The organism is Mesorhizobium sp. B2-2-4 (assembly GCF_006442375.1).
In the GTDB taxonomy this organism is placed as follows: Bacteria; Pseudomonadota; Alphaproteobacteria; order Rhizobiales; family Rhizobiaceae; genus Mesorhizobium.
Genome location: NZ_VFWB01000019.1, coordinates 39,266 through 60,908, shown reverse-complemented (window position 1 = coordinate 60,908; position 21,643 = coordinate 39,266). Strand labels below are relative to the sequence as shown.

The 21,643-nt window shown below is 63.4% G+C and carries 18 protein-coding genes and 1 tRNA gene; 16 read left to right on the top strand and 3 right to left on the bottom strand.

Going from position 1 to position 21,643, the window contains the following annotated elements:
* The first annotated feature begins 26 nt into the window (after positions 1–26).
* From FJ959_RS30445 to FJ959_RS30415, 7 genes are all read left to right on the top strand, one after another.
* Positions 27–2,210: a hypothetical protein gene (locus FJ959_RS30445; RefSeq protein ID WP_140633742.1), complete on the top strand. Its 2,184-nt coding sequence runs from the start codon at positions 27–29 to the stop codon at positions 2,208–2,210.
* Positions 2,211–2,394: 184 nt separating this feature from the next.
* Positions 2,395–2,976 carry a curli assembly protein CsgF gene (locus FJ959_RS30440; protein WP_210239548.1) on the top strand — a complete coding sequence of 194 codons (582 nt, stop codon included), beginning with the start codon at positions 2,395–2,397 and terminating at the stop codon, positions 2,974–2,976.
* 56 nt (positions 2,977–3,032) lie between these two features.
* Positions 3,033–4,229, top strand: a complete 1,197-nt coding sequence (locus FJ959_RS30435) for a CsgG/HfaB family protein (RefSeq protein ID WP_181172014.1) — start codon at positions 3,033–3,035, stop codon at positions 4,227–4,229.
* Positions 4,230–4,496: 267 nt separating this feature from the next.
* Positions 4,497–4,991 carry a hypothetical protein gene (locus FJ959_RS30430; RefSeq protein WP_181165453.1) on the top strand — a complete coding sequence of 165 codons (495 nt, stop codon included), beginning with the start codon at positions 4,497–4,499 and terminating at the stop codon, positions 4,989–4,991.
* A 26-nt stretch (positions 4,992–5,017) separates the two neighbouring features.
* Positions 5,018–5,713, top strand: a complete 696-nt coding sequence (locus FJ959_RS30425) for a hypothetical protein (protein ID WP_140525781.1) — start codon at positions 5,018–5,020, stop codon at positions 5,711–5,713.
* 2 nt (positions 5,714–5,715) lie between these two features.
* Positions 5,716–6,093: a curli-like amyloid fiber formation chaperone CsgH gene (gene csgH, locus FJ959_RS30420; protein ID WP_140501008.1), complete on the top strand. Its 378-nt coding sequence runs from the start codon at positions 5,716–5,718 to the stop codon at positions 6,091–6,093.
* Positions 6,094–6,162: 69 nt separating this feature from the next.
* Positions 6,163–6,885, top strand: coding sequence for an AprI/Inh family metalloprotease inhibitor (locus FJ959_RS30415; RefSeq protein ID WP_181172013.1), 723 nt, complete (start codon positions 6,163–6,165; stop codon positions 6,883–6,885).
* A gap of 180 nt (positions 6,886–7,065) precedes the next feature.
* Here the strand turns inward: FJ959_RS30415 and FJ959_RS30410 are convergent.
* Together FJ959_RS30410 and FJ959_RS30405 are read right to left on the bottom strand one after the other, a co-directional pair.
* A tRNA-Phe gene (locus FJ959_RS30410) sits at positions 7,066–7,141 on the bottom strand.
* Between the two features lie 172 nt (positions 7,142–7,313).
* Positions 7,314–8,186: a helix-turn-helix domain-containing protein gene (locus tag FJ959_RS30405; RefSeq protein WP_140633737.1), complete on the bottom strand. Its 873-nt coding sequence runs from the start codon at positions 8,184–8,186 to the stop codon at positions 7,314–7,316.
* A gap of 104 nt (positions 8,187–8,290) precedes the next feature.
* Here FJ959_RS30405 and FJ959_RS30400 point away from each other — a divergent pair, with 104 nt between their 5' ends.
* The 5 genes from FJ959_RS30400 (at position 8,291) to FJ959_RS30380 (ending at position 14,569) form a co-directional block, all read left to right on the top strand.
* Positions 8,291–9,562, top strand: a complete 1,272-nt coding sequence (locus tag FJ959_RS30400) for an extracellular solute-binding protein (RefSeq protein ID WP_140525551.1) — start codon at positions 8,291–8,293, stop codon at positions 9,560–9,562.
* 161 nt (positions 9,563–9,723) lie between these two features.
* Positions 9,724–10,584, top strand: coding sequence for a sugar ABC transporter permease (locus FJ959_RS30395; protein ID WP_140501017.1), 861 nt, complete (start codon positions 9,724–9,726; stop codon positions 10,582–10,584).
* Entirely contained in the window at positions 10,581–11,417 is an 837-nt protein-coding gene (locus FJ959_RS30390) for a carbohydrate ABC transporter permease (RefSeq protein ID WP_140633734.1), read from the top strand. The genes FJ959_RS30395 and FJ959_RS30390 overlap by 4 nt, the downstream gene beginning before the upstream one ends.
* An 8-nt stretch (positions 11,418–11,425) precedes the next feature.
* Positions 11,426–12,505 (top strand): sn-glycerol-3-phosphate ABC transporter ATP-binding protein UgpC, encoded by a 1,080-nt coding sequence (ugpC, locus tag FJ959_RS30385; protein WP_140501021.1) that lies wholly within the window; start codon positions 11,426–11,428, stop codon positions 12,503–12,505.
* 36 nt (positions 12,506–12,541) lie between these two features.
* On the top strand, positions 12,542–14,569 hold the full coding sequence (locus tag FJ959_RS30380; RefSeq protein WP_140633731.1) for an aldo/keto reductase: 2,028 nt from the start codon (positions 12,542–12,544) through the stop codon (positions 14,567–14,569).
* A 37-nt stretch (positions 14,570–14,606) separates the two neighbouring features.
* On the opposite strand, the gene FJ959_RS30375 is transcribed toward FJ959_RS30380, so the two are convergent.
* A complete protein-coding gene (locus FJ959_RS30375) occupies positions 14,607–15,482 on the bottom strand; it encodes an AraC family transcriptional regulator (protein ID WP_140501110.1) in 876 nt (291 codons plus the stop codon).
* A 244-nt stretch (positions 15,483–15,726) separates the two neighbouring features.
* On the opposite strand from FJ959_RS30375, the gene FJ959_RS30370 reads away from it, so the two are divergent.
* The 4 genes from FJ959_RS30370 to FJ959_RS30355 all read left to right on the top strand — a co-directional run bounded on the left by FJ959_RS30370 (position 15,727) and on the right by FJ959_RS30355 (position 21,642).
* Positions 15,727–17,193, top strand: a complete 1,467-nt coding sequence (locus FJ959_RS30370) for an alpha-glucosidase/alpha-galactosidase (RefSeq protein ID WP_140501025.1) — start codon at positions 15,727–15,729, stop codon at positions 17,191–17,193.
* Positions 17,194–17,303: 110 nt separating this feature from the next.
* Positions 17,304–19,385 carry an ABC transporter substrate-binding protein gene (locus FJ959_RS30365; protein WP_140633728.1) on the top strand — a complete coding sequence of 694 codons (2,082 nt, stop codon included), beginning with the start codon at positions 17,304–17,306 and terminating at the stop codon, positions 19,383–19,385.
* Positions 19,386–19,497: 112 nt separating this feature from the next.
* Positions 19,498–20,505 (top strand): ABC transporter permease, encoded by a 1,008-nt coding sequence (locus tag FJ959_RS30360; RefSeq protein WP_140633725.1) that lies wholly within the window; start codon positions 19,498–19,500, stop codon positions 20,503–20,505.
* The gene (locus tag FJ959_RS30355) at positions 20,506–21,642 is read left to right on the top strand and encodes an ABC transporter permease (RefSeq protein WP_140501031.1); all 1,137 of its coding nucleotides are present in this window, start codon (positions 20,506–20,508) and stop codon (positions 21,640–21,642) included.
* The last annotated feature ends 1 nt before the right edge of the window (position 21,643 follow it).

Here is a 21,643-nt window from a genome sequence, read left to right as displayed (position 1 = left end):
TTCAACCGCGTGACAGGAGTTACACGATGACACTCAAGCTGACACTTGCGACCACCACGGCGGTCGGACTTTTGATGGGGGCGGCACTCGCAGGCAGCGAGAACGAGGCCTATATCGACCAGATCGGCGACGGTAACTCGGCCTCCATCGTCCAGGGTCAGTCGAACGGTTCGGCCGTCGGCAACAGAGCCGGACATACGACGCAGCGAATCCGGCAGGACGGCACCGACAACGAGCTGATCATCAACCAGACGCATGACTCGAACGTGAACAGCCCGCCGCGCAACCAGATCAACCGGGCAGGAGCGCCGGGCGACCAGGCGGGTCTTGGCATCGACCAGATCGGAAACTCCAACTATCTGCGAATCGATCAGACGGGTGCCAACCAGGCCGTCTTCGAGGTGCAGCAGAATGGCGGCACGTCTGCGACGACCTCTTCCAACAACGCAACGATCACCCAGAACGGCGGCTGGTCGGCACGCGTCTCCAACTTGCGGCAGACCTTCACCGGCGGCGCCGCGGACGGTTCCAACGACGTCACCATCACCCAGACCGGCCAGTCTTCGCGCGTGGGCAACACCAGCAGCGGCCCGCGCAATGACGGCAGTGGCGCGCACCAGACCGGCTTCGACAACCAGCTGACCGTCAACCAGACTGGCAATTCCCAGCTCGTCTACACGGCGACGCAGATCAACAGCGCCTCGAGCGGCGGCACGAACGTCGGGTCGGTGACCCAGGGCGGCGGCAATGGCAACCAGATTCGCGAGCTGAGCCAGACCAACACCGGCGCCCTGGACAACACCGCGAGGCTGACCTTCTCGGGTGCCGGCAACGGGGTGACGTCCGGCGTCTTCACCGGGGTGGCGCTGAGCGTGGGGATCTCCCAGTCGCGCATTCGCCAGACCGGGGAAGGCAACGACCTGAGCTATGTCGCGACCGGCGACGGCAACCTGTTCGGCTTCGTCCAGGACGGGCTGGGTAACCGGATCGTCGGCACTGTGGACGGAAGTGCCAATCAGGTCGCGGTATCGCAGGAAGGCGACGTCAACAGCGCCGAACTCGAGATCCGCGGAGACAGCAACCAGTTCGGCATTGCCCAGATTGGCGAGGCAAACGAGGCGCTGGCGTTTGCGAACGGCAACTCCAACGAACTTACACTGAGCCAGATCGGAATCGCCAATCTCGGCGAGGTCCTGATCGGATCCCGGACCGCCGGCAGCAGCGACGACAATGCGGTGGTCCTGAACCAGGACAGCCTCGCTTCGTTCGGCAATGTCGGCGAGATCGACGTCGACGGGAACGCCAACACGATTTCGCTCGACCAGCTGGGCGTGATCGGCAGCAACTACGGGACCGTCGACATTCTCGGCGACGAGAACGCCGTGGCGGTGGACCAGGACGGCAGCAATACGGGCGAGGTGTTCGTCACCGGAAACCTCAACGTCGTTTTGCTCGACCAGGAAGCCATCTCCTCCTTCGGTAATGAGGCCGTGATCCGCGTCGATGGAAACAGCAACAACGTTGTCGTCGATCAGCTCGGCGCGGCCGGCTACAACGAAGCGACAGTCGACATCCAGGGCGACCAGAACGACGTGGCGGTAGACCAGGAGGGCAGCAATACGGGCGGGGTGGTCGTCACCGGAAACATCAACGGCGCAACGCTCGCCCAGGACGGCGCCATCAACAGCGCGCTCATCGAGATCTACGGGGACGGCAACCAGTTCGACGTCGACCAGGACGGCACCTTCAACGACGCGGTGGCGCTGGCGACCGGCAATGCCAACGAGGTCACGCTGAGTCAGACAGGAGACGTGAATACCGGCTCTGTCGACATCTTCGGCGACCAGAACGATGTAGCGATCGACCAGATCGGCAACTTCAATACGGTCGGCATGACCTTCCAGGGGGACTCAAACGGCAGTGGCAGCCTGACCGGCGCCGCGGGATTGCTGGTCAGCACGTCTGGCGGTCAACTCGTGGCGGGCAGGGCGCTTCAGGACTCGTCCTCGGCGCTGTCGGGCAATAGCCTGATCTATGACGTCGTCGGTAATCTGCACCAGTTCGCCTTCGCCCAGATCGGCGGCGGCAACACGATCGACGGGTCGACCATGGGAACCGGCAACGAGGTCGCGATCGTCCAGGCGGGGAACAGCAACTATGCATCGTTCAGCCAGATCGGCAGCTCAAACAGCATTGGCGTCTCGCAGTAGGGTCGCCGGGCGGCCCCGTCAGCACGTTCCGTAAAAAGCGCAGTGAGGGCGGGCGCAGGCGCAAATAGCGATCCTGCCATGTACGTTGGGGAAAAGCGGCAGGGTGGCGGAAACGGTGCCTGGAAGTGTTTGCAAGAAACGCCGTTATGGCGGTTTTCATTCGCAAGGTGTTGGGGGAGATGAGATGATGAAGACTGCTTGTGCGGCGCTTCTGACCGCTGGCGTTGTTCTGGCTGCCGCGGGCGGTTCGGTCGCTCAGGATATGGTTTACACTCCGGTCAACCCCTCCTTCGGCGGCAGCCCGCTGAATTCGTCTCACCTGCTCGGCCTCGCCAACGCCCAGCGTACGGCCACGGCCCGTACGCCAGGCCCGGGCACGGATTCGACGGATCCGAGCGATCCGGGCTCCACCGACGCGGACCTCTTCATCCACCAGCTCCAGAGCCGCCTGCTTTCGGGGCTCGCGAGTCAGGTTACCGAGGCGATCTTCGGTGACAATCCCCAGGACTCGGGTACGGTCCGTTTCGGTGAGACGACCGTCACCTTCGAGCGGACCGTCGATTCGATCCGGCTGATCATCACTGACCCGACCGGCGTCACCGAGATCGTGGTGCCCCTGCTGGTCGCGACAAACAACACCGTGAATTCCCTCATGCAGGGCGCTGGTGGCCTGGAGTCGGGCAACGCTCTGTCCGGCGGATTGAACACCGGCGCCCTGAGCGGCGACCTGACGTCGAGCACGTCGCTCAGCCCGGGGCTCAATTGATTTCGATGCGGGATGGATCAGTGCGAGTGCGGGCAGCGGCCTCACGGGAGGGCGACATGCCGAAAAGCCGGCGCTTTGGGACAAAGATCGCAAGGGTCGCCGTCGTAGGCGCACTCGTGTCAGTGCTTGGCGGATGCCAGGCGGTGCCGACCGAAGGCGTTCTGCAGCCTGTTTATTCGCCTGTGACGAAGCAGAGCCACAGCCTGCGCACCATCCCGGCCCCCTCGAAGCGAATTACCGTCGCCGTCTACGATTTCCCCGATCTCACCGGCCAGTACAAGGAACGCGAGAACGTCCAGACCCTGTCGCGGGCTGTCACCCAGGGCGGTGCGCCCATGCTGATCAAGGCCTTGCAGGATGCTGGCGAGAAGCGCTGGTTCACTGTACTCGACCGTGCCCGCCTTGACGACCTGCTCAAGGAACGGCAGATCGTCACCGAGATGCGGCGGCTCTACCGCAACGAGCAGCGTATCGACGCGCGGGTCCTGCCGCCGCTCGATCACGCGGGCATCATCCTCCAGGGCGGAATCACCGGTTACGACACCAACACCATGACGGGCGGCATCGGCGCGCGCTACTTGGGCATCGGCGGCGATGTGAAGTGGCAGCAGGACACTGTGACCGTCACATTGCGGGCCGTTTCGACGAACACGGGAGAGGTGCTGTCCAGCGTGGCGGTTCACAAGATGATCGCCTCCTACGCGCTGCAGGGCGGTGCATTCCGCTATGTCGCCCTGGACAAGATCCTCGAGGCTGAGGCGGGCGTCACCCAGAACGAGCCCAAGCAGATCGCCGTGCAGCAGGCCATCGAGAAGGCGGTGATGGGTATGATCATCGAGGGCGCCGAACTCGGTGTCTGGTCGTTCGAGGACCGGGATGCAGGACGCGAGCTGATAGCCGACTACCGCAACGAGAAGTATGGCACCAAGCTGACCGCGGCCGCTGAAATCGTGCCGCCGCCCAAGACACGCAACGCCGCGGACGTCGTCGAGACGACAGCCGCATGGCCGCGCGCGGCGGCTGCGCCGCGACGCACGACTCCGGCCCTGGCGGCTCCGCCGCCGGGCGCGCCCGTCCCCGTGGCTCCGCCTCCCGCAGCGCCGGACGAAACCGTCGGCTCGCTTGAGCCGGGCGTGGCCGTTCCCGAGGCTTCGCCTGCGGTCGCCGGCGCGGCGACGGCGCCAAACCCTGCCGCGACTCCGAAGGCGGCCCGGCAACGTGACTATGTGGCCTCGATAGCGCCGGTGCGTTGACGATGCTCATGGACCCTCTCAATCCGTTCTCCAACGCAAAGGGCGGCGCGGCGCTTACCCTCCTGGCGTCGGTGCACGGCGACAGCAACCAGTTCGGTGGCGTGGCGCCTCAGGCTGGTTCTGGCAGAGCGCCGTCGTGCTCCAGCAATGACCTTGTCTTCGGTCGGACCGGAGAAAGCGACGTTGCTTCAACTTTGATCGATCCCGAGGCCCGAATATTAGGCAGCACTTGCGATGATCTCCCCACATTACGAGGGGACTGTAACAATGAATCTGCATTCTGTCTTTGTTGCGGGCGTCGTCTTGGCGTCGGCGCCTGCCCAGGCCGGCAACGAACTGGTTATCCTGGCCCAGCACGGGTTGTCCAATTCGCTCATGCTCGGCGTGAGCGGCAGCCTCAATGCGGTGTCCGTTCTTCAGGCCCACCACGGTCTCGGCGCGGCGAACGTGATCGACGTCAACATCGAGAGCGATTTCAACGGCGGCCCGCTTGGCCCGTCCTTCATCGGAGCGATCCTCTCGGCTGGCCTCACGCCCGGTTCGATCACACAGAGCGGATTCGACGACCACATCATCGCCAGCGTAACCGGCAGCTACAATCTCTTCGCTTTCGCGCAGGAGGGCAGCGGCGACCGGCTTACAGCCTCGATCTCGGGCATGGCAAATCAGGCAGCCGTCACCCAATCCGGAAGAAATAACGTCGTGGGATTTTCACAGTCCGGAAACGGCAATACGGTCAGCGTCTCGCAGACATCCTGGTGACGCAACACAGGGAGCTTGTTCGCATCATGCGCAAATCTACGGCTGTTCTGGCGAGCGCTCTCGTCTTATGTTCCTCTCCGGCCTTTGCTGGCGACAATAACGTCCTGAAGATCATCCAGACCAGCCCTCCTGGCGCGCTCGAGGGAAACGTCCTGTCGTCAGACCAGTCGCGCGCCACCGGTTCGCTTGTCGCCGGCCCGACGCAGCAGATGATCGATAACGCGCTCGGCGGCACGCTTGCTGTCGGCGACCTGTACCGGATGGACCAGGCGACTGCGCCGTCCGCGCTTCAGACAGGCCAGGGCAACACCGCAACGCTGACCATCGAAGGCGATGGTGGTCAGTTGTTTCTTCTCCAGGACAATTCGGCTGGCGGGACGTTGGGCAATTCGGCTCAGTTGAGCGCATTTGGAGCCGATTCCCTTGGCGCCGTCCTGCAGCTCGGCGATGGCAACGATGCATCGCTGACCGTAGGCGGTGGCGCAACCGGTCTGATCGTGCAGAACGGCAGCGGCAATGCCAACTCACTCACCGTGGGTTCTGGTGGCAGCGGCGAGATAGTTCAGAACGGCAACGGCAACACCTTCTCCACGTCCGTGGCGGCCAACACCGCCGTGACCATCACGCAGAACGGCAACAATCTTAGCCCGGTAGGCGTGACAGGCATGCAGGTGTTCTCGACGGCGCCGGGAACAGTTTCGATCACCCAGACCGGTTTCTAGCGATGCGCGGCGCGGCTGCACTCGTCGTGGGTCTTGCCGCCGCCTGCGGTGCAGGCGGCGCGGTGGCGCAGCACGGAGGCGCCGTCGCGGTCCCCTCCATCGCCATCGTGCCCACGGGCGCCGGGGTCCAGATCACTGCATCGGCCGTCGGCCTTGGCGTTGTGGAGATCGAGGGCTCGGTTGAGATCGACCGGACGGGCGGCTCGGGCACGATGACCACGCGCCAGAACCGCACACTGAGGCTCTCCGCCGGCCAATCCCAGGACATAGCCAGGACTGCGCTGTCTCTCGCCAAGGGCGACCACATCTCCATCAGGGTTGTTCTCCGGCAGGACGGCAGGGTCGTCGGCCAGGCCGAGGTTTCGGCGGGCGAGCCCTGAGGAAGTCGCTAGCTCCCTAATTTTCGACTTTCGCGCAGCGGAGAGGGCATCATGAAGGTTGCGAGATTTTTGACCGTCGTTCTGGCCGTGGCGGGCATGTCGTTCCCGGCCACGGTGGTACGGGCGCAGTCCGTGGACCAGTTCGTTCAGGCATTCAGCGGCACCTGGCAGCTCGTTGATGCGCGCTATTCCAACCTTCCCTCAACTTGCCACATGGCGCTGGGGTCGACAGCCGATGCGAACGGCCGCTTCGCCATTAAGGGGCTGGGCTGCCGCGGCGATGCCGCTCTGGTCAGTTCCTGGGGCGTGAGCGAGGGTCAGATGGCCCTGTTCGATGCGGCCGGAGCGGTGATCGCCCGTCTTGGCGGCAACCAGCGGCGGATCAGCGGCACCAGCGTATCGGGCGCTCCGCTGATCTTCGAGAAGGTCGGTGTTGCCGGAACGGCGGCCATGCTCAAGACTGCCAAGCGGGCCGGGGGCTGCTTCTATTCGGGCTTCACCGGCAAGTGCGCGGATGCGGCACAGGCCGCGCCTCCCGCGCCGGAAGGCGCCAGCGTCCAGGTCCTGGTTAACCTGAACGTCCGCGCCGAGGCGCGCGACGACGCCGAGGTGGTCGGCGTGGTTCCGTCGCAAACCTGCGTCACGACCGAACTGTGCATGACGGCGACCGACGGCGCCTGGTGCCGCGCCAAGTTCGGGGAGAGGACCGGATGGATGCGCAAGTTGGCCTTGCGCCAGAACCGCTGGGCCATCGTCACCTTCGACAACTCTTGCCCCAAGCAGGGCGGCTAACTCTCTATGAGGTCTTTCGGTACGCGGACGTGAACATAGTAGATGCCATTTCGGATGATTGTGTTTGGTATCTTGCGCATGTCGTCCATTCCTCGACTGTATCACAGCGTGTGTGACAGTCGAGGTGGGTCAAACCCTTGGAAAATAACGCTTCAGGAAAATCAGCGGCTTGGGGGGAAATGGTGCCCAGAGGCGGATTCGAACCACCGACACGCGGATTTTCAGTCCGCTGCTCTACCAACTGAGCTATCTGGGCCTGTTCCGGCTAACGAAAACTCGCGCTCCGGATTTCATGGAAGCGCCGTGGGCGTCCCCTTGAAAGCGCGTGGGTTATAGCATGGGAATCCGGCCTGTCCAGCGCCCAGATGTGGATTTCCGGCAGGAAAAGAAGTGCCGCCCGATCCGCTGGTTTCCGCGCCTCACCGCCGCTATCGGGCGCCCGCCAATCCCTTGCGAAAATCCGTAGGTGTCATGCCGGCGAGCTTCCGGAACGACTTGTTGAAGGCGCTGAGCGAACCGAAGCCCGAATCCATCGCGACCCTGAGCACATTGGCGTCCTGGTGCATGAGCAGCGCCTGCGCATAGCTCAGCCGCAACAGGTTGACATATTCGTTGAGCGTCATGCCGGTCGATTTCTTGAAGATGCTCATGGCGTATTTGGGATGGAGGTCGGCGGCCGCCGCTATGTTCATGCAATCGATGTCGTAGAGGAAATTCTCGGCGATGAAATCGCACATGCGCCCGACATTGCGCGACGACTGCTGGTCGAACGGGCTGCCCGCTTCCTGTCCGGCCGCGTTTTCCGGCACCAGCCTGTAGGGCTCGAACCGCACCCGCTCGAGCCGCAGCAACAGTTCGTTGACGGCGTGCTCGGCCTTGGCCGGGTCGCCGGAGCGGGCGTAGCGGTTCCAGCGGTCGAAATTATCGTTGTCGGACTGATCGGTGGCGCTGGTCACCAGCGTGGCACCCGTCATCAGCCGGTGACGTATGTCAGCCGGCAGATGCAGCCGGAAGAAATGCACCAGCGGCAGATGCGCGCCGGCATAGATGGCGTCGTCGCTCAAATCGTCCATCTGGTGCGGCAGTCCGCCCCAGAACAGACACATCTCACCGGCCGAAAGCGAGATTTCGTGGTCGTTCATGCGGTAATGCACGCTGCCGCGCACGATGAAGTTCACCTCGACCTGCGCATGCCAATGCGGCTTGAGCATCACCAGGGGAGCGGTGTGGAACATCTGCAACAGCAGCGGCATTCCTTCCACGCTGCTGGCGCCAGGCTGGTAAAACTGCCGGTCCGGCATCTTACTTTCCGCCAATTTCGTATTCCCTTTGTCGGGGACAAGCCTTCCGCACCGCATAGTCTAGCCCGGCTCGCAGAGAGAGCAAATGAAATGGGAGGATTTCAATGCGCATCACACTGTCCTGCGCCGCGCTCGCGCTTGCCTTGGGCTCAGCCCCGGCCTTCGCGCAATCGGGCGAAATCACCATCTGGAGCTGGAACATCGCCGCCTCGTCGCTGAAGGCGACGATTGCCGGGTTCAACAAGCTGCATCCTGACATCAAGGTCACCGTCCAGGATCTCGGCAACCAGCCGACCTATGACAAATCGATCGCCGGATGCGCCGCCGGTGGCGTCGGCCTGCCTGATGTCGTTACCATCGAGAACGGCGAGGCCGAGAATTACTGGAGCCAATTTCCCGATTGCTTTGTCGACCTGCACACGCTGGGCTACAGCGCCGAGGACCAGGCGAAATTCCCCGATTTCAAGCGCACCGAGCTCGAGGTCGGCGACAAGGCCTATGCGATGCCGTGGGATTCCGGCCCGGTCGCCGCCTTCTACCGCCGCGACTTCTACCAAAAGGCCGGCGTCGATCCGGCGTCGATCAAGACCTGGGACGATTTCATCGCCGCCGGCAAGAAGATCCAGGCCGCCAATCCCGGCGTCACCATGACCAACGCCGACTTCAACGGCGACACCGAATTCTTCCGCATGATCTCCAATGAACAAGGCTGCGGCTATTTCTCCGAGGATGGCCAGTCGATCACGGTGAACCAGCCGAAATGCATCGATACGCTGGCCAAGATCAAGGAGATGAAGGACGCCGGCATCATCTCCTCGGCCGACTGGGGCACCAAGATCACCAACAACACCGCCGGCACCGTTGCCACCCAGGTCTATGGCGGCTGGTATGAAGGCACCATCCGCACCGAATCGGCTGGCGAAAACGGCAAATGGGGCGTCTACCTGATGCCGAGCCTTACCGCCGATGGGCCACGCGCCGCCAATCTCGGCGGCTCGTCGCTGGCCATCACTTCGGGGTCGAAGAACAAGGAAGCGGCTTACGAGTACCTGAAATACACGCTCGAAACCAATGAGGGCCAGATCACCATGCTGAAGGAGTTCGGCCTCGTCCCCTCGCTGGTGTCTGCGTTGAACGACCCTTACGTCTCGGACGGCCTGCCCTATTGGGGCGGCCAGGCGGTGTGGAAAGACATCCTCGCCACTCTGCCCAAGATCGTCCCCAGCCGCGGCACGCAGTTCCAGAGCGACGCGGAGATCATCATGCGCGCCGTGCAGACCAAATATCTCGCCGGCGGCTATCCCGACGCCAAGGCAGCCCTCGACGATGCCGCCAGCCAGATCGCGGCGGCGACCGGGCTGCCGGTCAAGTCATAACCTCCCAGACGGGGTCCGGGCAGGCATGCGCCGCCCGGACCCGACCGCGGCCCGCGGGAGGTCTCCTCGCGGACGTGTGAAATGTTGCATGGCCAACGGACCGGTTCCCGCTGCGCGCGGGGGCCACAGCTTGAAACGCCGACGAGAGAAGGAGGAGCACGATGCGCAACCGCAACGCCACGGCCTATCGTTTCCTCGCGCCCTATTTGCTGATCTTCTCCGTCTTCTGGGTATGGCCGATCATCTCTTCGTTCCTGATCTCGTTCCAGGCGACGCGCACCGTGCCCTGGCGCTTTGCGCCCGGCTTCAACTGGGGCCGGCTGATCGGCGATCCGGCCTTCTTCAATGCCTTGAAGAACACGCTGCTCATCCTCGTCATCCAGGTGCCGGTGATGATCGCGTTGGCGATGGTGATGGCCGTGCTTTTGAATTCGCCGCTCCTGAAGGCGAGGGGACTTTACCGCTTCGCCTTCTTCGCTCCCGTGGTGGTCGGCGAGGTCGCCTACTCCGCGGTGTTCCGGCTGATGTTCAACCTCGATTTCGGCATCATCAACAAGCTCCTGAACAGCGTCGGGCTGCCCAAGATCGACTGGTTCTCCAATGTCACGCCGGCCATGGCGCTGATCATGATCGCGGTCACCTGGCGCTGGGCCGGCTACAACGCCATCATCCTTCTGGCCGGCATGCAGTCCATCCCCGAGGACGTCTACGAGGCGGCGACGCTCGACCGGGTCAGCAAGCTCAAGCAGTTCTTCTTCATCACCTTGCCGCTGTTGAAGCCGGTCATCGTGTTCTGCACCGTGCTGTCGATCATCGGCACCATGCAGCTGTTCACCGAGCCGTTCCTGATCACTGAACGCGGCGGACCGGGCGGCGGCACCGAGACGCTCGGCCTGCTGCTCTATCGCCAGGGCTTCCGGTCGCTCAATTTCGGCTACGCCTCGGCCGTCGCCTACACCATGGCGGGGCTGGCGATCGCCATCACGCTGGTGCAACTGTGGCTGACGAGGGAACCGAAATGAGCTCGCTCGCCTCGGCCAGGCTGAAGCGCAGCCTCTTGCTGCATCTTTTCCTCACGCCACTGGCGCTGATCTGGCTGTTTCCGCTGTGGATGATGGTCGTGTTCTCGACCATGCCGGACAACGGCATCTTCAGCCCCGGCATCGAGTTGCTGCCGCATGGCAATTTCGTGGACAATTTCAACAACCTGCAGCGCGACACCGACTTTGTCGGCGCCATCGGCATTTCGGTCTCGGTGGCGGTCACCTACACTTTTTTGTCGGTGCTGCTGACGTCGATGGCCGGCTGGGCGCTGGCGCGCTACCGGTTCGTCGGCAAGGGCTTGGTCGTCGCCATCATCCTGGGCACCATCACGCTCCCCTACGCGGTGGTGCTGATCCCGCAATTCATCATGGTGGCGCGCGATTTCAAGCTCGCCAACACCTGGGTGGCGTTGATCGTGCCGCCGCTGTTCAATTCGCTGGGCGTGCTGTTCATGCGCCAGAGCTTTTCCATGATGCCCGATGACCTGTTCGATGCCGCCCGCGTCGAAGGCGTGAAGGAGTGGCGCATCTTCGTCTTCATCGCGCTGCCGCTGGCGCGGCCGATGCTGGCCGCCCTTTGCATCATCCTGTTCCTGGCGTCCTGGAACAATTATCTCTGGCCGCTTTTGATCAACAGCCAGCCCGGCGCGATGACCGCACCGGTGGCGCTCGGCACGCTGATCGGCCTCACCAAAGTGTCGTGGGGCGGCATCATGGCGGGCGCGGTAATGCTGACGGTGCCGATGCTGATCGTGTTCGTGCTGCTGCAACGCCATTTCATTGCCGGCATCGCCGCCGGCGCGGTCAAGTAAGGGTAGGCATGGCAACCGTCACGCTCACGAATGTCGTCAAGCGCTTCGGCGTTTTCGAGGTCGTCCATGGCGCCAACATCGACATCAGGGATGGCGAGTTCGTCGTGTTCGTCGGCCCGTCTGGCTGCGGCAAGTCCACGCTGCTCAGGATGATCGCCGGGCTGGAGGATATCAGCGATGGCGAGATCGCCATCGGCGGCAAGGTGGTCAACGATGTCGAGCCGGCCGACCGCGGCATAGCCATGGTGTTCCAGTCCTACGCGCTCTATCCGCATATGAACGTGGAGCAGAATCTCTCCTTCGGCCTGCGTATGACCGGCAATCCGAAGGCCGACACCGACCGCAGGGTGAAACGGGCGGCCGAGATCCTGCGCATCAGCGAATTGATGGAGCGCCGTCCGAAGAAACTCTCCGGCGGCCAGCGCCAGCGCGTTGCCATCGGCCGCGCCATCGTGCGCGAGCCGCAGGTGTTCCTGTTCGACGAGCCGCTGTCCAACCTCGACGCCGAACTGCGCGTCCAGATGCGGGTCGAGATCTCGCGCCTGCACAAGGAGCTCGGCACCACCATGATCTATGTCACGCACGACCAGACCGAGGCGATGACGCTCGCCGACCGGATCGTCGTGCTGCGCGGCGGCCATGTCGAGCAGATCGGCCGCCCGCTCGATCTTTATGACAATCCCGACAATCAGTTCGTGGCCGGTTTCGTCGGCTCGCCGAAGATGAATTTCATCAAGGGCCGCGTCGTCGGCTGCGATGCGCGCGGGGTCGTGGTGGAACTCGCTGGCCAGGAGAAGACCCGCATCACGCAGCCGTTGAAGGGCGCCGCGTCCGCAATCGGCAGCAAGGTCATCGTTGGCGTGCGACCCGAACATTTTGGCAGCGCCGGAGAAGGCGACGCCGATCTTGCCGTCACCATCGATGTGGTCGAGCACCTGGGCGGTACGAGCTTTCTCTACGCCAGAACGGCCAATGGGGAGGACGTGGTGATCCAGCGCGACGCGGCCAAGGTCCCCGAGACATCAGAGATCATCGTGTCCATCCGCAAATCCTACCTGTTCGACGAAAAAGGGCTGCGGCTGCGCTGATCGGCTGCCCTTTCCCATCCCGCAAGGAGAATGACAATGACTGCAACCACGCCCATCCGCTGGGGCATTCTCGGCCCGGGCAGCATCGCCAAGGCCTTCGCCGGCGGCGTCGCCGGCTCCCGCAACGGAAAGCTGGTCGCCATCGGTGCGCGCGATCCGGGCAAGCCGAGTTTGGCGCAGAGCTTTCCCGGCGCGCGCATTCTCGAGGGCTACGAAGCGTTGCTCACTGACGCGGAAATCGACGCGATCTACATTTCGGTCCCGCACCCGGGCCACGCGCAATGGGCGATCCGGGCGGCGGACGCGGGAAAGCATGTGCTGTGCGAAAAGCCGCTGGCGCTGACCGCCTTCGAGGCCGACGCCATGATGCATGCGGCGCGCAAGGCCGGCACCTTTCTCGGCGAGGCCTTCATGTACCGGCTGCACCCGCAGACGCTGAAGCTGGTGGAACTGATCAAATCCGGCGTCATCGGCGAGATCAGGATGATCACGTCGAGCTTCGGTTTTGCCATGCCTGATTTCATGCCGCAGCACCGGCTTTATGCCAACGACCTCGCCGGCGGCGGCATCCTGGACGTCGGCGGCTATCCCGTCTCGATGGCGCGGCTGATTGCCGGCGCCGCGGCCGGCAAGCCGTTCCTCGAGCCGGACAAGGTGACCGGCGTTGCCCATCTTGGCCAGTCCGGCGTCGACGAATGGGCCTCCGCGCTGCTGCATTTCCCGGGCGGCATCGTCGCCGAGGTCTCCTGCAGCATCTCCCTCAACCAGGACAATGTGCTCAGGATTTTCGGCACCAGGGGCCGCATCGAAGTGCCGGATTTCTGGTTCGCCGGCGGCGACCGCGATGTCGGCCTCGGCCGGATCGATGTGATCGGCGCGGACGGCGTGCGCGAAACCATCAGCGTGAACGAAAAGCGTCACGTCTATTCCTTCGAGGTCGACGCCGCCGGCGACGCCATCCTCTCCGGGCGGCAGGAATTCGCCTGGCCGGGCATGGCCTGGGCCGACAGCCTCGGCACACTGCGCGTGCTCGACAGATGGCGCGCGGCCGTGGGGCTGGAATACGAGATCGAAAAGGCCCCGCTGCGCACCAACACCATCTCCGGCCGGCCCTTGCGCCCCGGCGGCACGGCGATCGCCAAGCGCGGCATTCCGGGCCTGTCGAAGCCGGCCTCGGTCGTGGCGCTCGGTTTCGAGGACTTCCGCACCTTCTCCTCGGGGTCGATCCTGCTCGATGCCTTCTTCGAGGCAGGCGGCAATCTGTTCGACACCGGCTATGTCTATGGTGGCGGCTACACCGAGACGCTGCTTGGACAATGGCTGAAGAACCGTGGCGTGCGCGAGCAATCGGTGGTCATCGCCAAGGGTGCGCATTCCCCGCTCTGCTATCCCGACGTGATCGGCAAGCAGCTCGACCAGTCGCTCGACCGCCTGCAGACCGACCATGTCGATATCTATTTCATGCATCGCGACAATCCGGACGTGCCCGTCGGAGAATTCGTCGATGCGATGGACCGCGAGGTCAAGGCAGGCCGCATCCGTGGCCCGTTCGGCGGCTCGAACTGGACGATGCAGCGCATGGACGAGGCGATCGCCTATGCCGAGCGCACCGGCAAGCAAAAGCCCGGCGCGCTCTCCAACAACTTCTCGCTGGCTGAAATGCTGGAGCCGATCTGGGCCGGTTGCGTGACCTCCTCCACCGATGACTGGAAGGCCTGGCTGACCGCCCGGCAGATGCCGAATTTCGCCTGGTCGAGCCAAGGGCGCGGCTTCTTCACCGAACGCGCCGGGCGCGACCGGCGCGACAATGAAGAACTGGTGCGGGTCTGGTACTCGGAGCGCAATTTCGGCCGCCGCGACCGGGCGATCGAACTTGCCGCGCGGCTGGGCAAGAGCCCGATCCATATTGCGCTCGCCTATGTGCTCAACCAGCCTTTCCCATCGGTGCCGTTGATCGGCCCGCGCACGCTGGGCGAACTGGACGACAGCTTGCGCGCCCTCGACATCGCGCTTTCACCTGCCGATCTCCAATGGCTGGACGGCGGCAGCCGGCAAGCGGCGTAGTGCATGTCATGCAAGGCTGCGCTGGACGGCGACGGGGTCAGGTCTCGTCGTCGGACACCCTGATGTCGCGCCTGGCCGGAACCCTCATGCTGGCATACATGCCGGTGGTGCGGAACTGGCCCGGGCTAATGCCGTAACAGCGGCGGAAGACCTTCGAGAAATAGTTCGCGTCCTCGAAGCCGCACAGGATGGCGACTTCCTTCACGGGCAGGAAGTCAGCCTTGGTCAAAAGCTTGGCGGCGCGTTGCAGCCGCTGCTGCAGTACGAACTCCGCGGGCGGGATGCCTTCGCTCTCGGCGAAGCAGCGCGAGAAGTGCGCCCGGCTGAGGCCGCTGATCTGGACGAGGTCCGCTACCGGCAGCGGCCTGTCGAGATTGGCGTTGATGTGGTCGATGACCGGCTGCATGGCGCTCTGCTTCTCCGCAAAGGCGTGCGAGCCGAAGACATCGTCGTAGAGCGCCATCGCCGCCTCATAGGCGATCGCTGAAGCCGCCCCCGGCGCAGCGGCCCCGTTGATGAGACGCAGGCTGCAATCGGCGAGATGATCGATCGTCTCCGGCTGCAGCCGGAACACCGGACCCGAGACGTCGAGGATCGATTTGTGGATGCGCAGCGCCTCCTCGCCATTCATCGAGATCCAGAAATATTCCCAGCGCTCGTCCTTGGCCAGCCAGTAGCGGTGGTTGTGCGGCACCAGCACCAGCAGCGTGTCGTTCTGCTGCAGGCGATAGTCGCGGTTCTCATAGCGAAGCCGGCCGCTTCCGTTGATCGTGTGCTGGAGCACGGTGAATGGCGTCTGGCCGCGCTTGCGCCCGTCCCAATCATAGATTTCGCCTTCGCGCACTTCGTAGCCGGTGCTCGTCGGCATGGCATGCAGGCGCTGGCGACCGCGCGGCAGCGAGATCGTGCGCATCGACTGTCCGTTGGCGATCAGATCCCGCAGCACAAAATTACCCTTGAAAGCATAATCCTTCTCTGGCCGCGCTCGCGAATAAGCGCATAATCCATCCCCGAAGAACGTGAAGAACCCGCGGTCGAGGAGCGGGCGGGAGGAGAAAAGCCGGAATTCGGCTCGATTGGCACGCGCGCCTTGACGTGTGGCCATATCCTCCCTTGCTGCTCCTTGCCTAGCATCCGATCGGATCGAGGTGAAGGTGATGAGTTTCAAAATCGCTATTATCGGCGCCGGCAGCGTCGGCTTCACCAAGAAACTGTTCACCGACATACTGTGCGTGCCGGAATTCAAGGGTATCGAATTCGCGCTGACCGATGTCAGCGAGCACAATCTCCAGATGATCAAGGCGATCCTCGACCGGATCGTCGAGGCCAACAAATTGCCGACCAAGGTGACGGCGACGACAGACCGCCGCGAGGCGCTCGAGGGCGCTCGTTATGTCATCAGCTGTGTGCGGGTCGGTGGCCTCGAAGCCTATGCCGACGATATCAGGATCCCCTTGAAATACGGCATCGACCAATGCGTCGGCGACACGATCTGCGCCGGCGGCATCCTCTATGGCCAGCGCAACATCCCGGTGATCCTCGATTTCTGCAAGGATATACGCGAGGTCGCCGAGACCGATGCGAAATTCCTCAACTATGCCAACCCGATGGCGATGAACACCTGGGCGGCGATCGAGTACGGCAAGGTCGACACGGTCGGGCTGTGCCACGGCGTCCAGCACGGCGCCGAGCAGATCGCCGAGGTGCTGGGCGCGAAGTCGCCTCGGGAGCTCGACTATGTCTGTTCCGGCATAAACCACCAGACCTGGTTCATCGAGTTGCGCCTGAACGGTCGCGAAATCGGCAAGGACGAGCTGGTCGCCGCCTTCGAGGCGCATCCGGTCTATTCCAGGCAGGAGAAACTGCGCATAGACGTGTTGAAGCGCTTCGGCGTTTATTCGACCGAAAGCAACGGCCACCTGTCCGAGTATCTTCCCTGGTACCGCAAGCGTCCGGACGAGATCACCCGCTGGATCGACATGTCCGACTGGATCCATGGCGAGACGGGCGGCTATCTCCGTTATTCCACCGAGACCCGCAACTGGTTCGAGACGGAATATCCGCAATTCCTCGAAGCGGCGTCGAAGCCGATCGATCCGTCAAAACGCTCCAACGAGCATGCCAGCCACATCTTGGAGGCGCTGGAGACCAACCGCGTCTATCGCGGCCACTTCAACGTCAAGAATGACGGTGTCATCACCAATTTGCCGCAGGACGCCATCGTCGAATCGCCCGGCTTCGTCGACCGCTTCGGCATCAACATGGCGGCCGGCATCACCTTGCCGGAAGCATGTGCCGCGACCTGCATATCCTCGATCAATGTCCAGCGCATGTCGGTGCATGCCGCCATATCCGGCGACATCGACCTGCTCAAGCTTGCCGTGCTGCATGACCCGCTGGTTGGTGCGGTATCGACACCGGAGGAGGTCTGGCAGATGGTCGACGAAATGGTCGTCGCTGAAGCCGCCTGGCTGCCGCAATATGCGCACGCCGTTCCGGCGGCAAAAGAGAGGTTGTCGAAATCCAGGGTCAAGACCCGCGAATGGGCGGGCGCCGCTTGGCGCAGCGTCCGCTCGATCGAGGAGTTGCGCGCCGAAAAGGCCGCGCTGAAGCAGGCCGGCTGAAAACCCAGGTGGCGGCGACGGGCCTGCGGGAGACAGGTCCGCCGCGGTCGCCGTCCGGGCAGAAGACGAGCAGCAGCAAAACAAAACGTCCGAACACGAGGGAGGAGACAATGAGGAACCTACGCAGCATTGGCATGGTCGCGGGACTGGCGCTGGGCGTCTCCGTCCCGGCGCTTAACGCTTTCGCCTCCGAGCCGACGGTCCCGCCGGTACCGGCGGCGTTTCCGGCCGAAGGCAAGATCACTTATGTGCCGCGCGACTCCATCCTGGAGTTCAAGGCGCTGCCCGACTATCACGAGCCGGACTGGGTGACCGAGAAATACGTCAAGGCCGGCAAGCTGCCGCCGGTGAAAGACAGGCTGCCGAAGGAGCCCTTGGTTTTCAAGACGGGCAACATGCCTGATGGCATCGGCGTCTACGGCGATACGATGCGCCACGTTATCGGCGGGCGGCCGGAAGGCTGGAACTACGGCGCCGGTCAGACGCAGGGATGGGGCGGCATCGATATCGGCCTGTCCGAATGCCTGACGCGCACCGCGCCGCTGTTCCAGGTCGAGGCCAAGGACACCGAACCGCTGCCCAACCTCGCCAAAAGCTGGGACTGGTCGGCGGATGGCCACAAGCTCACCATGCACCTCGTCGAGGGTGCCAAATGGTCCGACGGCGCGCCCTTCAACTCAGACGACGTCATGTTCTACTGGGACGACGAGGTCGTCGATCCCAATGTCTCGCCGCTCAATGGTGCCACCCAGGAAACGTTCGGCGTCGGCACCACGCTCAAGAAGGTCGACGACTACACCGTCGAGTGGACCTTCAAGGAAGCCTTCCCGAAACAGTATCTCTACGCGATGGCCTACGGCACTTTCTGTCCTGGCCCCGCGCACATATTGAAGCCGCAGCATCCGAAATATTCGAAGAACACCTACGACCAGTTCAAGAACGCCTTCCCGCCGGAATATATGAACATGCCGGTCATGGGCGCCTGGGTGCCGGTTGAATACCGGCCAGACGACATCATCGTCATGCGCCGCAATCCCTATTATTGGAAGGTCGATGAGAAGGGCAATCAGCTGCCCTACCTCAACGAGTTGCACTACAAGCTGTCCACCTGGGCCGACCGCGATGTCCAGGCGGTGGCCGGCTCGGGCGATTTCTCCAATCTGGAGCAGCCGGAGAACTTCGTCGCCTCGCTGAAGCGGGCCGCGGAGGCGAATGCGCCTGCACGCCTGGCGTTCGGTCCACGGCTGATCGGCTATAATCTGCGCCTCAATTTTTCCGCTAATGGCTGGGGCAACCCGGACGAGCGCGGTCAGGCGATTCGCGAGCTGAACCGCAATGAGGATTTCCGCAAGGCGGTTACCATGGCGCTCGACCGCAAGGCGCTGGGCAACTCCCTGGTCAAGGGGCCGTTCACCGCCATCTACCCCGGCGGCTTGTCCTCCGGCACCAGCTTCTATGACCGCAAGTCGACGGTCTACTATTCCTTCGACCTCGAGGGCGCCAAGGCGGAACTTGCCAAGGCCGGCCTCAAGGATACCGATGGCGATGGTTTCGTGAATTTCCCGGCCGGCACGGCCGGCGGCAAGAATGTCGAGATCGTCATGCTGGTCAACAATGACTACGGCACCGACAAGAGCCTCGCCGAAGGCGTCGTCGCGCAGATGGAGAAACTCGGGCTGCGGATCGTGCTCAACGGTCTCAACGGCACCCAGCGCGATGCCTCGCAATATTCCGGGCGTTTCGACTGGCTGATCCGGCGCAACGACCAGGAGCTGACCTCCGTCGTGCAGAACACCGTGCAACTCGCTCCCGTCGGTCCCAAGACCAGCTGGGATCACCGCGCACCTGAAAGCGGCGAGGTCGACCTGATGCCTTTCGAGAAGGACCTCGTCGACATCGTCAACAAATTTGTCACGTCTGAGGACAATGACCAGCGCGCCGCCCTGATGAGAGACTTCCAGAAGATTTCGACGGAGCACGTCTACAATGTCGGCCTGACGGAATATCCCGGTGCGCTGATCGTCAATAAGCGCTTCTCCAACGTTCCAAAGGGCACGCCGATCTACATGTTCAACTGGGCAGAGGATTCGATCATTCGAGAACGGGTCTTCGTGGCGGCCGACAAGCAGGCGAAATACGAATTGTTCCCGGAAGAGCTGCCCGGCAAGCCTGGAGACAAGGGCCCGATGTAAGTTTACCTCCCCTGACTGAGACCTCCGGCCGCGCCGCTGGCGCGGCCGGACAAAGGCAACCTCCGAACGCACCAAAGGGACGCGATCGGCAAGACGAGGAAGCGGACCGTCCATGCTGCGATTTCTGCTCATGCGCATAGCGTCGGCAATCCCGGTCCTTGCCATACTGAGCCTCGTCACCTTCGCCATCATCCAGGCACCGCCCGGCGATTATGCCGACTACATCCGCTCGCAGCTGATCAACCAGGGCGGCGCCTCCTTCGCCGAAGCCGACGCGCAGGCCAACGCCTACCGGGTCGAACATGGCCTCGATAAGCCGCTGCCCGTCCAGTATCTCAACTGGATCGGCGGCATCGTCACCCGCGGCGATTTCGGCTACAGCCTCTACTACAACAAGCCGGTGGCCGACGTCGTGGGCGAGCGCCTGCCGCGCACCCTCATCCTGGCGCTTGTGTGCCATCTGCTCGCCTCGGTGCTCGGCATCACCTTCGGCATATGGGCGGCGACCCGGCAATACACCTGGATCGACTCGACACTTTCGGCCATCTCCTTCCTCGGCATGACGGTGCCGCGCTTCCTGATGGCGCTGATCATCGTCTATCTCCTGGTCTTCCAGTTCAACGTCTCGGAGATAGGCAGCTTCTTCTCGCCGCAATATGGCGGTGCGCCATGGTCGTGGGCCAAGTTCCTCGATCTGGTCAAGCATGTCTGGCCGGTGGTTGCGATCGCCACCTTCGGCGGGCTCGCCTACAACATGCGCGTCATGCGCGGTAATCTGCTCGACACGCTGAACGCCCAATATGTCGAGACGGCCAAGGCCAAGGGGTTGACCGGCAGCGCCGTCGTCATGCGACACGCCGTGCCCAATGCGCTGCATCCGCTGGTCATGTATCAGGGCGTGGTGCTGCCTTACATGCTGACCGGCGAAATCGAGACGGCGATCATCTTCGCGCTGCCGACCGTCGGCCCGGCGATCGTCGGCTCGATGGCGGTCGGCGACGTCTATGTCACCGCCACTTTCATGATGGTGCTGTCGGCGACGCTGATCGTCGGCAACATCATCGCCGACATGTTGCTGGTCCTGCTCGATCCGCGCGTGCGCCAGTTCGGGGAGAGCTAGATGTTGGCCCGCGATACATCGCCACCGCCGCTGCCGGCCGAAGGACCCGTCGAGAGACCCGCGCACGGCAACGAGAGCTACACCGCGCTCGTCTGGCGCCGGCTGAAGCGCTCCTGGACCGGCATGGCGGGGTTCTGGCTCGTCGTGCTGCTGATCCTCATGGCGGTATTCGCCGAGTTCCTGGCGCCGATGGACCCGAAGGTGACCGATGTCGCCTTCGCGCCGCCGCAACTGCCTGCTTTCCACGACAGGGACGGCGATTTCGTCGCCCGGCCCAGGGTCTATGCGCTGGCGGATTCGGCGGATCTCGATCCGGTCACCTTTCAGCCCATCGTCGGTCCCGACTATGATCATCCAAGATTGCTCGGCCTTTTCGTCGAGGGCGCGCCCTACAGGCTCTTCGGGCTCATTGCGGCGAACCGGCATTTCTTCGGTTCGATGGACGGCCAGCCGGTGCATTTCCTCGGCACCGACAAGTTCGGACGCGACGTGCTCTCGCGCGCCATCCATGGCTCGCGCGTCTCGCTGATGATCGCGCTGACGGTGGTCTTCATCATCACCGTCATCGGCACTACGGTCGGCATGGCTTCCGGCTATTTCGGCGGTCGGTTCGATGTCTGGATGCAGCGCTTCGTCGAACTCGTGCTGGCCTTCCCGCAGCTGCCGCTCTATCTGGCGCTGACGACGCTGATCCCGGTCACCGCGCCCACCAACGTCTTCCTCGCCTTCGTCATCATCGTCATGTCGGCGCTGGGCTGGGCGCAGATGTCGCGCGAGGTGCGCGGCAAGACGCTGGCGCTTGCGCGCATTGAATACGTACGTGCCGCCATGGCGGTGGGCGCCACCGACCGGCGCATCATCATGCAGCACATCTTCCCCAATGTGATGAGCCATGTGATCGTCGCGGTGACGCTGGCGATCCCCACCGTGGTGCTGCTCGAATCCTTCCTCGGTTTCCTCGGCTTCGCGGTGAAGCCGCCGCTGATCTCCTGGGGGCTGATGCTGCAGGACACCGCGACCTACTCCGTCATAGGCACCTATCCGTGGATACTGTCGCCGGTCGGTTTCGTGCTGGTCACCGTCTTTGCCTTCAACGCGCTGGGCGACGGCCTGCGCGACGCCGTCGATCCTTACTGAG

Bases quoted from the DNA above. Each gene is read 5' to 3' on its own strand.
- FJ959_RS30445 (WP_140633742.1), top strand. From the start codon at position 27: ATGACACTCAAGCTGACACTTGCGACCACCACGGCGGTCGGACTTTTG.
- FJ959_RS30440 (WP_210239548.1), top strand. From the start codon at position 2,395: ATGATGAAGACTGCTTGTGCGGCGCTTCTGACCGCTGGCGTTGTTCTG.
- FJ959_RS30435 (WP_181172014.1), top strand. From the start codon at position 3,033: ATGCCGAAAAGCCGGCGCTTTGGGACAAAGATCGCAAGGGTCGCCGTC.
- FJ959_RS30430 (WP_181165453.1), top strand. From the start codon at position 4,497: ATGAATCTGCATTCTGTCTTTGTTGCGGGCGTCGTCTTGGCGTCGGCG.
- FJ959_RS30425 (WP_140525781.1), top strand. From the start codon at position 5,018: ATGCGCAAATCTACGGCTGTTCTGGCGAGCGCTCTCGTCTTATGTTCC.
- csgH (WP_140501008.1), top strand. From the start codon at position 5,716: ATGCGCGGCGCGGCTGCACTCGTCGTGGGTCTTGCCGCCGCCTGCGGT.
- FJ959_RS30405 (WP_140633737.1), bottom strand. From the start codon at position 8,186: ATGCCGGACCGGCAGTTTTACCAGCCTGGCGCCAGCAGCGTGGAAGGA.
- FJ959_RS30400 (WP_140525551.1), top strand. From the start codon at position 8,291: ATGCGCATCACACTGTCCTGCGCCGCGCTCGCGCTTGCCTTGGGCTCA.
- FJ959_RS30395 (WP_140501017.1), top strand. From the start codon at position 9,724: ATGCGCAACCGCAACGCCACGGCCTATCGTTTCCTCGCGCCCTATTTG.
- FJ959_RS30390 (WP_140633734.1), top strand. From the start codon at position 10,581: ATGAGCTCGCTCGCCTCGGCCAGGCTGAAGCGCAGCCTCTTGCTGCAT.
- ugpC (WP_140501021.1), top strand. From the start codon at position 11,426: ATGGCAACCGTCACGCTCACGAATGTCGTCAAGCGCTTCGGCGTTTTC.
- FJ959_RS30380 (WP_140633731.1), top strand. From the start codon at position 12,542: ATGACTGCAACCACGCCCATCCGCTGGGGCATTCTCGGCCCGGGCAGC.
- FJ959_RS30375 (WP_140501110.1), bottom strand. From the start codon at position 15,482: ATGCGCACGATCTCGCTGCCGCGCGGTCGCCAGCGCCTGCATGCCATG.
- FJ959_RS30370 (WP_140501025.1), top strand. From the start codon at position 15,727: ATGAGTTTCAAAATCGCTATTATCGGCGCCGGCAGCGTCGGCTTCACC.
- FJ959_RS30365 (WP_140633728.1), top strand. From the start codon at position 17,304: ATGAGGAACCTACGCAGCATTGGCATGGTCGCGGGACTGGCGCTGGGC.
- FJ959_RS30360 (WP_140633725.1), top strand. From the start codon at position 19,498: ATGCTGCGATTTCTGCTCATGCGCATAGCGTCGGCAATCCCGGTCCTT.
- FJ959_RS30355 (WP_140501031.1), top strand. From the start codon at position 20,506: ATGTTGGCCCGCGATACATCGCCACCGCCGCTGCCGGCCGAAGGACCC.